Annotated in this window: 10 protein-coding genes; 5 read left to right on the top strand and 5 right to left on the bottom strand. The window is 64.9% G+C overall.

Annotation, left to right across the window (positions count from 1 at the left end; all coding sequences use genetic code 11):
• Positions 1 to 82 precede the first annotated feature (82 nt).
• The 3 genes from ACVILL_RS15370 (at position 83) to ACVILL_RS15360 (ending at position 6066) form a co-directional block, all read left to right on the top strand.
• Positions 83 to 1729: an NRAMP family divalent metal transporter gene (locus tag ACVILL_RS15370; RefSeq protein ID WP_456729820.1), complete on the top strand. Its 1647-nt coding sequence runs from the start codon at positions 83 to 85 to the stop codon at positions 1727 to 1729.
• Between the two features lie 546 nt (positions 1730 to 2275).
• Positions 2276 to 4264 carry a carbohydrate porin gene (locus ACVILL_RS15365; protein ID WP_456729819.1) on the top strand — a complete coding sequence of 663 codons (1989 nt, stop codon included), beginning with the start codon at positions 2276 to 2278 and terminating at the stop codon, positions 4262 to 4264.
• 335 nt (positions 4265 to 4599) lie between these two features.
• Positions 4600 to 6066 (top strand): FAD-dependent monooxygenase, encoded by a 1467-nt coding sequence (locus ACVILL_RS15360; RefSeq protein ID WP_456729818.1) that lies wholly within the window; start codon positions 4600 to 4602, stop codon positions 6064 to 6066.
• 7 nt (positions 6067 to 6073) lie between these two features.
• On the opposite strand, the gene ACVILL_RS15355 is transcribed toward ACVILL_RS15360, so the two are convergent.
• The 3 genes from ACVILL_RS15355 to ACVILL_RS15345 form a co-directional block, all read right to left on the bottom strand.
• Positions 6074 to 7699, bottom strand: a complete 1626-nt coding sequence (locus ACVILL_RS15355) for an FMN-binding glutamate synthase family protein (protein ID WP_456729817.1) — start codon at positions 7697 to 7699, stop codon at positions 6074 to 6076.
• 193 nt (positions 7700 to 7892) lie between these two features.
• A complete protein-coding gene (locus ACVILL_RS15350) occupies positions 7893 to 8762 on the bottom strand; it encodes a patatin-like phospholipase family protein (protein ID WP_456729816.1) in 870 nt (289 codons plus the stop codon).
• Between the two features lie 218 nt (positions 8763 to 8980).
• A complete protein-coding gene (locus tag ACVILL_RS15345) occupies positions 8981 to 9754 on the bottom strand; it encodes a ferredoxin--NADP reductase (RefSeq protein ID WP_456729815.1) in 774 nt (257 codons plus the stop codon).
• A 297-nt stretch (positions 9755 to 10051) separates the two neighbouring features.
• On the opposite strand from ACVILL_RS15345, the gene ACVILL_RS15340 reads away from it, so the two are divergent.
• A complete protein-coding gene (locus ACVILL_RS15340) occupies positions 10052 to 10987 on the top strand; it encodes an ATP-grasp domain-containing protein (RefSeq protein ID WP_456729814.1) in 936 nt (311 codons plus the stop codon).
• Between the two features lie 15 nt (positions 10988 to 11002).
• Here the strand turns inward: ACVILL_RS15340 and ACVILL_RS15335 are convergent, their stop codons facing one another.
• Entirely contained in the window at positions 11003 to 11359 is a 357-nt protein-coding gene (locus ACVILL_RS15335) for a response regulator (RefSeq protein ID WP_456729813.1), read from the bottom strand.
• 197 nt (positions 11360 to 11556) lie between these two features.
• On the opposite strand from ACVILL_RS15335, the gene ACVILL_RS15330 reads away from it, so the two are divergent.
• Positions 11557 to 11814 (top strand): hypothetical protein, encoded by a 258-nt coding sequence (locus tag ACVILL_RS15330; protein WP_456729812.1) that lies wholly within the window; start codon positions 11557 to 11559, stop codon positions 11812 to 11814.
• Between the two features lie 266 nt (positions 11815 to 12080).
• On the opposite strand, the gene ACVILL_RS15325 is transcribed toward ACVILL_RS15330, so the two are convergent.
• The gene (locus ACVILL_RS15325) at positions 12081 to 13037 is read right to left on the bottom strand and encodes an amino acid ABC transporter substrate-binding protein (protein WP_456729811.1); all 957 of its coding nucleotides are present in this window, start codon (positions 13035 to 13037) and stop codon (positions 12081 to 12083) included.
• Between the last annotated feature and the right edge of the window lie 12 nt (positions 13038 to 13049).

Genomic DNA, 13049 nt, shown 5'->3' with positions numbered 1-13049 from the left:
CTGCTCACGGTAGCGGAGACGTGCGCGCCTGACGGTTCCGCGTCCCTCCCGCCGTGCCCGAAGGGCGGCGAGGAGACGCGAAATGACCGAAAGCAAGACCACCCCCATCGCCATTCTCGATACCGCGCATGCCGGCGACATCCACGGCGCGCTCGGCAGCATCGCCCGTGACGACACCGCACCGCGCGCGACATTGCTGGCCCGCCTGAAGACCCTGCTGGCAATCGTCGGCCCCGGCCTGATCGTGATGGTCGGCGACAATGATGCCGGCGCGTTCGGCACCTACACCCAGGCCGGGCAGAACTACGGCACCACGCTGCTGTGGACGCTGCTGCTGCTGATCCCCGTGCTCTACGTCAACCAGGAGATGGTGGTGCGGCTCGGCGCCGTCACCGGCGTCGGCCATGCGCGGCTGATCTTCGAGCGCTTCGGCAGGTTCTGGGGCGCCTTCAGCGTCATCGACCTCCTGGTGCTGAACGCGCTGACCATCGTCACCGAATTCATCGGCATCACGTTCGCGCTTCATTTTCTCGGCGTCTCGCAGTTCTGGGGCGTGCTGGCGTCGGCCGCGATCGTGATGCTCGCGGTCTCGACCGGCGACTTCCGCCGCTTCGAACGCTTCGGCATCGTGTTGGTCGCCGGCAGCCTGCTGCTGGTGCCGGTGATCCTGATGGTGCATCCGCCGATCGGGCAGATCGCGACCGACTTCTTCGTGCCGAAGATGCCCGAAGGGGCCAAGCTCAGCGAGGTGATGCTCCTTATCGTCGCCATCGTCGGCACCACGGTGGCGCCGTGGCAATTGTTCTTCCAGCAGAGCTACATCGTCGACAAGCGGATCACGCCGCGCTTCATCCGCTATGAGCGGATGGATCTGTGCATCGGCATCGCGCTGGTCGTGGTCGGCGCGGTCGCGATGATCTCGTTCTGCGCGGAGGCGTTCGCGGGAAAGCCCGAATTCGGCAATTACACCGACGCGCTGGGGACCGCGGTAGGCCTCGAGAAATACGCCGGCCGGCTGCCGGCGGTGCTGTTTGCGCTGGCGCTGCTCGATGCCTGCATCATCGGCGCGGCCGCAGTGTCGCTGGCAACCGCTTATGCGATCGGCGATGTGTTCGCGGTCAAGCACTCGCTGCACCGCAAGCCGTGGGACGCGAAGGGCTTCTACAGCGTCTATTGCGGGCTGATCGTGCTTGCTGCGGTGCTGGTGCTGACGCCGGGCACGCCGCTCGGGCTGCTCACCAATGCGGTGCAGACATTGGCCGGCGTATTGCTGCCGAGCGCGACCGTGTTCCTGCTCTTGCTGTGCAACGACCGCCGCATCCTCGGGCCTTGGGTCAATTCGACGAAGCTGAACCTATTCACCGGCGCGGTGGTCGCGGCGCTGGTGATGCTGTCGGTGATCTTGACCGCAGCGGTGCTGTTCCCCGATCTCGGCGAAGCCTGGATCATCGCCATCCTCATCGGCGGCAGCCTGATTGCCCTCGCGGTCGTCGCCGCCGTCAAGCTGTACGAGATGTCATCGCGCCGCAACGCATCGTTCCGCTTCAAGCGGCACCAGCCACCGCTGTTCGATCGCGATACCTGGCGGATGCCGCCGCTCGACCGGCTGCCGCCGGCGCGGCTCAGCCCGCTGAGCCGGATCTGGATGATCGTGCTGCGCGGCTACCTCGCCGTCGCCGCCGGCCTCGTGCTGCTGCGGATCGTGCAGCTCGCCACGGTGGGAGCGTGACTGCGCCCGGCCGCGGCCGGCGATGGGGCGCGATCGTGTTGTTCAGGCTGGCAGGCGCCATCCTGCGCGGCGCCACCGCGCTCCATCGGCAACGCATGATTTCAGGCGCCGGGCTGCGGACGGCGCTGTCCTTGGCGCGATGTGTCGAACGGGCCGGCGCGAGGGCCGTGCTCGGCAGGGCATCGCGTCCGGCATTGATCAAGACAAGGGGCGAAGACAATGGTGACGTCGATTGAACGGTCGGGTCTCGACCGATTTGCCACAGATGGCTGGTCGATCGCAGCGCACGGGGCGTGCCGCCGCGCGCTGTTACGTGACTGTCACAGAGGCGTGCAAATCGGAGAGGTATCCGGAGCGCCTCAGTTGCTATTGCGAATTATTTGCAATAAGCAACTGGGGATGCTAGGTGCTGATCTGGCTTTGGGTGGGACGGCACGGATCGGACCGGGGACGGCGGGCGATGACTTCAAATCTCGGGTGGCACGCGGCGGCCAAATCTGCAGTGATGACGGACGAAACCGCCAGCTGTTCGCGGAAAGCCGCGTCATGACCTGCGTCCGCCTCTTCCGCGTTCAGATCGCCGCCGGCGCAGCGCTCGGTGCGGCAGCCTTCGGCGCGCCGGCGGCCGCCGCCGATCTGCCGCTCAAGTCCCCCGCCGCCAGGGCGGTCTACAGCTGGACCGGCTTCTATGTCGGCGCCCATGTCGGCTATGGCGACGGCAGCCTTGGTCCCGGTACCAATCCGATCCTGGAACAGGGCGTGTTCTTTCCGCCCACCATCACTGGCGGGATCGGTGGCTTCCAGGCCGGATACAACAAGGAATTCGCCAACCGCTTCGTGCTCGGCGTCGAGGCGGATGCGACGTTCACCGGCCCGACCGATACGGTGCGCCGCCCGCCGGGCCCCTTCAACGCATCGATCGATTATGTCGGCACGGTGCGCGGCCGCGCCGGCTACAGCTTCGGCACCTGGATGCCTTACGTGACCGCGGGCTTCGCCTGGGGGCACAGCGAGGTCAGGGTCAACGATGCCGCAGACAGCGTAATTTCGCAGCCTGGCCAGTACCAGACCGGCTGGACCGCAGGCGCAGGCGCCGAATTTGCGCTGAGCGGCAACTGGACGGCGAAGCTCGAATACGAGTACATCGACCTGTCGCGCCGTACGCTCGGCCTCAACGACTTCGGCTTGCCTGGCGTCAGCATCGATCCGCGCATTCACCTGCTGAAATTCGGGCTGAACTATCAGCTCGGCGATTCGCCGTGGTCGGCGACGCCGACGCGCGCCGCGCTGCCGGACTTCGTCGACTGGAGCGTGCACGGACAAACGACGCTGGTGCCGCAGACCTATGCATCGTTCCGCTCGCCCTATGCCGGCACCAACAGCCTTCCCGGCGCGGGACAGTCGCAGCAGACCTGGACCACCACGGCGTTTCTCGGCGTGCGGCTCTGGGAGGGCGGCGAGCTCTACTTCAATCCGGAAACGGCGCAGGGTTTTGGCCTCAACGGCACGCTCGGCCTTGCCGGCTTCTCGAACGGTGAAGCCCAGAAGGCCGGCGCGCCATACCCGAAGATCCGGCCGCAGCGCTACTTCTTCAAGCAGACCTTCGGCTTCGGCGGCGAGCAGGAAGACGTCCCCGACGGCCCCAATCAGATCGCGGGCAAGCGCGACATCGATCGTCTCACGATCGTGGTCGGCCGCTTCGCGGTGGGCGATTTCTTCGACGGCAACTCTTACGCCAAGGACCCGCGCGCCGACTTCATGAACTGGGCGATGTGGGCCTCCGCCGCCTACGACTTCCCGGCGGATCTGCCCGGCTATACCCGCGGCGCCGTGGTCGAGCTCAACCGCAAGGATTGGGCGGTGCGCGCCGGCGTGTTCCAGGTGCCGAATGCGCCGAACAGCGACGTGCTGGTGTTCAACACCGGCGGCGCGGTGGTGGAGTTCGAGGCCCGCTATTCGATCTTCGATCAACCCGGCAAGCTGCGCGTCGGCGTGTTCGGCAACCGCGGCAACACCGGCAATTACCGCCAGGCGCTCGCGATCGAGGACGCCAACCCGGATCTCGACATCAACGACGTGATGGCCAGTATCCGCAAGGACAACACCAAATACGGCTTCTACCTGAACGGCGAGCAACAGATCGTAACCGACGTCGGTCTGTTCGGCCGCCTGAGCTGGAACGACGGCCGCAACGAGATCCTCTCGTTCACCGACGTCGATCGCAGCGTCTCCGGCGGCCTGTCGATCAAGGGCAGCTCCTGGGGCCGGGCCAACGACACGATCGGCATCGGCGGCGCGATCAACGGGCTGTCGTCAGCGCATCGCGACTTCCTCGCCGCCGGCGGCCTCGGCCTCTTGATCGGCGACGGCGCGCTGAACTACAGCCCGGAGCGGATCTTCGAGACCTACTACGCCTATCAGGTCAACAAGAACCTGACGCTGACCGCGGACTATCAGTTCATCACCAACCCCGCCTACAACGCCGACCGCGGCCCGGTGCACATCTTCTCCGGCCGCATCCACGGCGAGTTTTAAACCTAAAAGCGTAGCCCGGATGAAGCGCAGCGTAATCCGGGGCAAGTGGCGAGCACGTCCGACCACGCCCGGATTTCGCTTCGCTTCATCCGGGCTACGAACCCGTTCAGGGTTCAGATCTTCTTCCGTCATTGCTAGCGAAGCAAAGCAATCCATAGCGCCGCGTATGCCGAAGCATGGATTGCTTCGTCGCTTCGCTCCTCGCAATGATTGCTGAACTGGTTCGAGCGACAAAATGCCCTCTCCCCACTCAGATATATGTAGACCCCCCGGGCTTGCCGCAAGCCCGGGGTCATCCCGTAGAACGCGCGCCCAATCGAACGGAGGCGTGCAGGATGCGGGAACATGCAGTGGTGATTGCCGGCGGAGGTCCGACCGGGCTGATGCTGGCGGGCGAACTGGCGCTGGCCGGCGTCGATGTTGCTGTCGTCGAGCGGCGGGCGAGCCCGGACCTGATCGGCGCACGTGCGGGCGGCCTGCATGCGCGCACCATCGAAATGCTCGACCAGCGCGGCATCGGCGAGCGCTTCGTTGCGCAGGGGACGCGCCATCCGGCGGTGCTGTTCCACTCGCATCTGGTGCCGCTCGACATCACCGACTTTCCGACCCGGCGCAACTTCACGCTTGGGCTGTTCCAGGGCCATACCGAGCGCATTCTCGGCGAGTGGGTCGGCGAACTCACAGTGCCGATTGATCGCGCGCGCGAGGTGACCGGCTTTACGCAGGACGACGCCGGCGTCGACGTCACGCTGTCGGACGGCCAGTCGCTCCGGGCAGAATATCTCGTCGGCTGCGACGGCGGCCGGAGCATCGTCCGCAAGACGGCCGGCATCGAATTCGCCGGATGGGATCCGACCAGGAGCTGGCTGATCGCCGAGGCCGAAATGTCCAGCGAGCCGCAATGGGGCTTTCGTCAGGACGACACTGGCACCTGCGCCATCGGCAAGGCGGAAGATGGTGGACGGGTTCGGCTGGTGCTGACCGAGCGGCAGCTCGGCACGGACAGGGAGCCCACCCTGCGCGACGTCAGCGAGGCGCTGGCTGCCGCGTACGGCACCGATTTCGGCATCCACAATCCGGTCTGGATCTCGCGCTTCACCGACATGACAAGGCAGGCGGTGACCTATCGCAAGCAGCGCGTGCTGCTGGCCGGCGATGCCGCCCATGTGCATCCGCCGATGGGCGGACAGGGCCTCAATATCGGCGTGCAGGACGCGATGAATTTGGGCTGGAAGCTCGCCCAGGTGGTCAAGCAGATCTCGCCGGACAGCCTGCTCGACAGCTATCACGCCGAACGGCATCCGGTCGCGGCCCGCGTGCTGCGCAACACCATGGCATACGTCGCGCTCAGCCGAACCGATGCGCGCAGCAGGGCGCTGAACGAGGTGGTCTCCGAGCTGCTGCGCATGGACGAGCCGCGCAGGCGCTTCGCCGCGATGATGTCGGGCCTCGACGTCAACTACGATCTCGGCGACGGCCATGAGCTGCTCGGGCGCCGCATGCCCGATCTCGATCTCGTCACCGCCGACGGCCCGATGCAGCTCTTCGCCCTGCTGCACCAGGCGCGGCCGGTGCTGCTCAATCTTGGCGAGCCCGGCAGCGTCGACATCGCGGGATGGACCGGCCGGGTCCAACTGGTCGACGCCAGTTACGCCGGCGCGTGGGAGCTTCCTGCGCTCGGAACCGTATCGGCACCCACAGCCGTGCTGGTCCGACCCGACGGCTACGTCGCGTGGGTGGGAGAGCGATCCCGCACCGGGCTCACGGAGGCGCTGGCCAGGTGGTTCGGCGCGCCCGCTTAGCGGCGCCCTACCCCGCCGGCTGGAACGAGTCGGCGCGCGCCATCGCCCAGGCGTCGCGGAAGCGGCGGTCCTGGGTGCCTTCGAGCAGCTCGCCGGGGCGCAGCGCCGGATAGAGCTCGGCGAAGGTGCTCACCTCGGTGGTCGAGCTGCGCTGCGAGAAGTGGATCGGGCGCAGATCCTTGGTGTGCTCGAGGCCGGCGGCGGCGAGCAGCTCGGTCAGCGCGTGCAGGGTCGAGTGGTGGTAGTTGTACACGCGCTCGATCTTGTCCGGCACGTAGAGCGCGCGGTTGCGGATCGGGTCCTGCGAGGTGACGCCGGTCGGGCAGCGATCGGTGTGGCAGCTCAGCGACTGGATGCAGCCGAGCGCGAACATGAAGCCGCGCGCCGAATTGCACCAGTCGGCCCCGATCGCCATCGCGCGCGCCATGTCGAAGGCGGTCGCGATCTTGCCGGAGGCGCCGATCTTGATGCGGTCGCGCGCACCGATGCCGACCAGCGCGTTGTGGACGAAATTGACGCCCTCGCGCATCGGCATGCCCAGATGATCCATGAATTCGAGCGGCGCGGCGCCGGTGCCGCCCTCGTTACCGTCGACCACGATGAAGTCGGGATAGAGCCCGCTCTCCTTCATCGCCTTGCAGATCGCGAGGAACTCCCAGGGATGGCCGATGCACATCTTGAAGCCGGCCGGCTTGCCGCCGGACAGTTTGCGCATCTGCGCGACGAATTCCATCATCTGGATCGGCGTCGAGAACGCCTTGTGATAGGCCGGCGAGATGCAGTCCTCGCCCATCGGCACGCCCCGGATCTTGGAAATCTCCTCGGAGACCTTAGCCGCCGGCAGCACGCCGCCATGGCCGGGCTTGGCGCCCTGGCTGATCTTGAGCTCGACCATCTTGATCTGGTCGTCGCTCGCGACGCGCGCGAACTCGTCGGGATTGAAGGTGCCGTCGCGGTTGCGGCAGCCGAAATAGCCGGAGCCGATCTCCCAGATGATGTCACCGCCCATCTCGCGATGATACGGGCTGACGCCGCCCTCGCCGGTGTCGTGGGCGAAGCCGCCCTTCTTGGCGCCGGCGTTCAGCGCGCGGACCGCGTTCGGGCTCAGCGCGCCAAAGCTCATCGCCGAGATGTTGAAGACCGAGGCCGAATACGGCTTGGTGCAGTCGGGACCGCCGATGGTGATGCGGAACTTCTGGTCGGCACGCGGCTTCGGCGCCACCGAGTGGTGCATCCACTCGTAGCCCTCGCGGTAGACGTCCTCCTGGGTGCCGAACGGCCGCTTGTCGAGCACCATCTTGGCGCGCTGATAGACCACGGCGCGGGTGTCGCGGGAGAACGGCATGCCGTCCTTCTCGCTCTCGAAGAAATACTGCCGCATCTCTGGGCGGATTTCCTCGAGCAGGAAGCGGACATGCGCCGAGATCGGGTAGTTGCGCAGCACCGCATGGTTCTTCTGGGTAAAGTCGCGGATGCCGAGCAGTGTCAGCGCGCCGAAGATGACCAGCGGGATCAGGATGATCTTGAAGACCTTGTGGTCGAAAATTCCAACCAGCAGCAGCAGTACGGTAACGACGGCGCAGATCGTCAGCACGATGAAGCGCGGCGAGAACGGAAGCAAAATCGTGTCCATGGAATCCTCCGGTCTGCCTGGAATACCCTGTCGGGGGCAAGCCTAATCCAACTCGCGCAACAAGTGCACTACGGTTATACGGCCGAGCAGTCACAGATGTGACAACCGCCCGATTGGGCGGGTGCGGTTGCCGCGATCGGCCAGATCGATTTGCTTTTGCACTGCACCAAGAAGCGGATCCAGGCCGGCCCCCTCAATGGTCGTGCGGCTGCAATTCGTGCGGGATGTGGCCCGGCTTGAGCCCGTCGCTGTCCAGCCACGCATTGGTGGTGTCCAGCGCGCGTGCGATGTGATCGGCGGTCCGGGAGAAATCGTAGGGCGAGCCGACCAGCGGGCAGAGCGGCGGCACCACGAAATACTCGACGTCGGGACTGATGTTCTCGAGCTCGTTGACGAGTTGCCGCGCAATCAGCAGCGTCAGCGCATGCAGCGCGTTGGCGAGCGCGCCGACCGGCGGCGCCTGGTTGGCGCAGGCATGCCCGGTCGGCAGCACGATCAGGCGTTTTGCCCCATGCTTCACGGCAACGCGGACTGGCGTGTTGCTGGAGATCGCGCCGTCGGCCAGGAAATGGTCGCGGTAATGCACTGGCGTGAACGCGCCGGGAATCGCGGTCGATGCCACGATCGCCTCCGCGGCCGAGCCTTCCGACAGCACCACGCTGTCGCCGCTGATGATATCAGTGGTGACGATGTGGATCGGGATCCGCGCGTCCTCGAGATTGCGGAACGGGATGTAGTCGTCGATCAGCCTGCGGACGCCGTCATGCGGGATCAGGAAGTCGCGCCGCCACAGGAAGCTCGCGAGCGTCCGCCAGGTCACCGGAAACACGTCCTGCCGGTTCAGGCCGCGCCAGATCTCGGCTAGCCGCGCCACGCCCGAAACCGTCGGGTCACCCGCATAGAACGCACCGTTCAGCGCGCCGACGCTGGAGCCGACCACCATGTCGGCGATCACGCCATGCGCGGCCAGCGCCTGCAGCATGCCGACCTGAACCGCGCCAAAGCTGCCGCCTCCGGCGAACACAAAGGCGGTCTTCGGTGCATCCGGATCGGTGATGGACAAGGTGCGGCTCCCTGGTCGCCGCGTTCGAGGAAGGGCTGCACGGCGTTGCTGGCGTTATAGCAGCGGGGGAATGGACGACGCCACAAACACCATCGTCGTCCCGGCGCAGGCCGGGACCCAACCACAAATGCAAAAGGCTGGAGCCCGATGGGGCCCCAGCCTTCGCAAAACTGAGAGTGGTGGTAATGGGTCCCGGCCTGCGCCGGGACGACGTAAAACTAGCGCTCGACGAATGCCTTCTCGATCACGAAGTGACCGGGGGTGTTGCCTGAGCCTTCCTTGAAGCCGCGGGTCTCGAACAGCTGCTTCAGCTCTTCCAGCATCGCCGGGCTGCCGCACATCATGATGCGGTCGGTCTCGATGTCGAGCGGGCCCTGATGCAGATCGGCGAACAGCTGATTCGACGTGATCAGGTCGGTGATGCGGCCGCGGTTGCGGAACGGCTCGCGGGTCACGGTCGGATAGTACGACAGCTTCTCCGACAGCAGCGGGCCGAACAGCTCGTCGTCGCGCAGCTTGGCGACCAGTTCCTCGCCATAAGCGAGCTCGGAGACCTGGCGGCAGCCATGGACCAGCAGGATCTGGTCGTAGCGATCATAGACCTCGGGGTCCTTGATCAGGCTGGCGAACGGCGCAAGGCCGGTGCCGGTCGACAGCAGCATCAGCCGCTTGCCGGGAATCAGATTGTCGGTGATCAGCGTGCCGGTCGCCTTGCGGCCGACCAGGATGATGTCGCCCTCGCGGATCTTCTGCAGCTTGGAGGTGAGCGGACCGTCCTGCACCTTGATCGAGAAGAACTCGAGCTCTTCCTCGTGATTGGCGCTCGCCATCGAATAGGCGCGCAGCAGCGGCCGGCCGTCGACCTCGAGGCCGATCATGGCAAACTGCCCATTCTGGAAGCGGAAACCGGAATCGCGGGTGGCTCGGAAGCTGAAAAGCGTATCGGTCCAGTGCTGAACGGAAAGAACTTTCTCTCGATAGAACGCGCTCATGTGTTTTCGTTTTCTCGACTGACCAGATTTAGAATGGTTTGATTTCTAGACTGCTCGCGACGGCGCAGAAGTGGCCGAAATCACTGAAGATCTCGCGTGTCCATTGCGCCAATGCATGAGATAGTCAAGATCAACTGGCGTGCAATTGCGATCTCAGAATGGCAGTCGTTCGAATTCGCGCAGAGGTTCAGCCACGACATCGTTAACACGTGGTGCTGCACGTAATTTACTTGCTGAGATCGGCGCCGATCTGGCAATTAATTGCTACCAAAACCGCGGCGAAGGGAAAATGATCTCGTGATCCTGATCAGCCAGCGACTCTTCCTGGAAACCATCAAAAAATATTGTTTGGCGCGCTCCATTGCCGTCGAGGTGCGGTCCGGCGGCTGGCTGGTCATCATGACCAGGGGCACCGCGCGGCGGCTCGCGATCGGCTACGACATCGGGCTGAACGGCGCGGTCGCGCATCAGGTCGCCAACGACAAATCGGCCTGCGCGGAAGTGCTGGCGCTGGCCGGCGTCCCCGCCATTCCGCACACGCTGTTTCTCGGCACCAAGCTCAGCAAGCACATCCCGGGATCGGACTCGCTGGACGCGATGCAGCGTCTGCTCGACCAGCACCCGCGCGGGCTCGTCGTCAAACCCAATGAGGGGACGTCCGGCGAACTCGTCCTTCGCGTGACGACGCGGGCGCAGCTGGAGGCCGCGGTCGCGCGCATCCTTGCCGTTCATCCAAGCCTGGCGATCTCGCCCTATGTCGAGATCGATGACGAGGTTCGCGTCGTGGTGCTCGATGCGCGCGCGCTGATCGTCTACAGCAAGACGCGTCCAATGGTGGTTGGCGACGGCCTCCATTCGCTAGGCGCGCTGGCGCAGACGACGGCAACCGCCGAACAGCTCAAGACCATCGCCGAGGATTTCGATGCCGCCGCGCTCGACGCCATTCCGCCCGCCGGCGAACGGCTGCTGTTGAACTGGCGGCACAATCTCGATGCCGGCGCCGAGCCCGTGCTGCTCACCGATGGCGCGACACGCGACGCCTGCATCGCGCTCGCGATCCGGGCCGCACAGGCCGTGGGCACCCGCTTCGCCTCGATCGATGTCGCGCGCAGCGACGGCGAATGGAAAGTCCTCGAGGTGAACTCGGGGGTGAAGATGGAAGCGCTCGGCCGCCGGCATCCGGCGCTGGTCGAGGCGGCGTATTCCGCGGCATTGGACGCCGTGTTCGCGTAGGCCACGTGGCGCGTGCTACGACGCCAGCTCTCGCAGCAGCGTGGGCGGATAAACCGGCTTCGGAAAGAACTTGACGCCGTCAGGCAGAGCGCCGACCAGGGGCAGACCTGAGATCACCATAACGCGCACGCCTGGATCGCAATCGAGAGCCAAACGTGCAAGCTCGATGCCGTTCATTTTGCCGGTGAGCTTGACGTCAGTGACCACCAGCGACGGATGACGCATCTTGACGGCCAGCGCTGCCGTCTCTGCGTCTTCGCATTGGATAACGTCGAAGTGACCTTGTTCCAGCAGCAGCGCGATCATGTCGCGCTGGATCGCATCGTCTTCAACCACAATTGCGGTTCGGCGAACTGGTCTCGCGTAACCCATGGCGACCTCCAAACGATCAACCACGGTTAACGATTGAGGACCATTTGTGGTTCTGGTTCCAAACTCGATGACTGACCGCTCGAACGATGTTTGCAAGTTCCGTCCGGAACAACTTTCGAGGTTTCGGCGTCATTGATGGGCGGCGAGCCAGAATGGCTCGGGCCTGAGAAAGGAAGCCGTGCCAGGAGGCGGACCTGATGAAGAACGCTGTACGATCGGATCGAGATTTTCACGAACCCTCCGGAGCGGACACCGCGGCTGCCGTTCCGGGCTATCCGTCCTCTCGACGACCGGTCGAAGATCACATCCTCGAACAAGATGCTCACATCCTGCGACGTCAGACGATGGAGCAAGAGACGGCCGCCGATCCGCTCGGCCTGCCGCTCGACATCATTTCGAAAATGGAAGCAGAGCTGAAGCAGCAGGTCGATCGACTTGTCGCCGAACGGCATTAGCCGGTCAAGCGACGCGTTCGTAGACTTCAGCAGCACAGTCTCGTCTGCCGATGCTCCAGAGATCGCGGCGCGTGAAAACTCGTAGGTAGATCCCGCAGATCGATGGAGCCTTGATGGGAGCGATCCTTGGAAGAGCGATTTTCCAGGTCATGGTTGTTTTGACGGCGGTCGGCATCGTTGCCCTCGCCTGCATGGCGGTACTCGGCGGCTAGCGCCCCTCGATGCAATTCGACCTCTCCCACGAGGGGAGAGGTCGACACTCGCAGCTAATTGGCACCGCCCGGCGAATCGTCGAGCGCCTTGAAGGCGTCTTCGAGCTGCGGCGACAGCGCGACGTTGAGCTTCTCGCCGGTCGGCAGGCGAGCGACGAACCACTTGTTGTAGAGCGGGACGATGTCGCGGTTCGAGGCGAGCTTGCGGAACGCGCGCTCGACCACGTCCTTCATCTGCGGCTCGCCCTTGCGGTACATGATGCCGTAGGGATCGTAGGACAGATAGTCGCCGGTGACGCGGAATTTGTCCTGCGACTTGTGCCGCGCGATCAGGCCGTAGAGCAGGATGTCGTCGGTCGCGAACGCATCGGCCTTGCCGTCCACCAGCATCTGGTAGGATTGCTCATGGTCGCCGGCAGTGACGATGTTGAGGCCGAGCTGTTGCTTGGCGTCGACATTGTGCATCGCCTGCTCGTTGGTGGTACCCTTGGTCACCACCACGGTCTTGCCCTTGAGGTCGGCGACCTGGTTGACGCTGGAAGCCTTCGGCACCATCAGCTTGGTGCCGGCCACGAACATCAGCGGCGAGAATGCGACCAGCTTGCCGCGCTCGGAATTCGCCGTGGTCGATCCGCATTCGAGATCGATCTTCTTGTCGACGACCGCCGAAATGCGATCGTCGGAGGTGACCTTGACGTAGTCGACCTTGAGATTGGCGTCGTCGACCTCGACCCCGATCTCGTCGACGATCGCATCGCACAGCTCGAGGCTGTAGCCGATCGGCCGGTTGGAGTGGTCGAGGAACGAGAACGGCGGCGAGCTCTCGCGATAGCCGATCCGCACCGCGTGCGTGGCCTTGATGTTGGCGAGCGTGGGACTAAGCCCCTCGCCCGCCGGCTGTGCGGAGGCCGGCCCGGCGAGCAGGCTTGCCGCCAGCAGACATGCTGACAGCAGACATGTCGACAGGTGAGGCGCCTCAACCCGTATCGGCCTCCAGCGGGCGCGATGCATGCATCCCTCCCG

It is taken from the genome of Bradyrhizobium sp. USDA 3364 (assembly GCF_054056355.1).
This window is presented reverse-complemented; position numbering and strand designations above follow the sequence as displayed.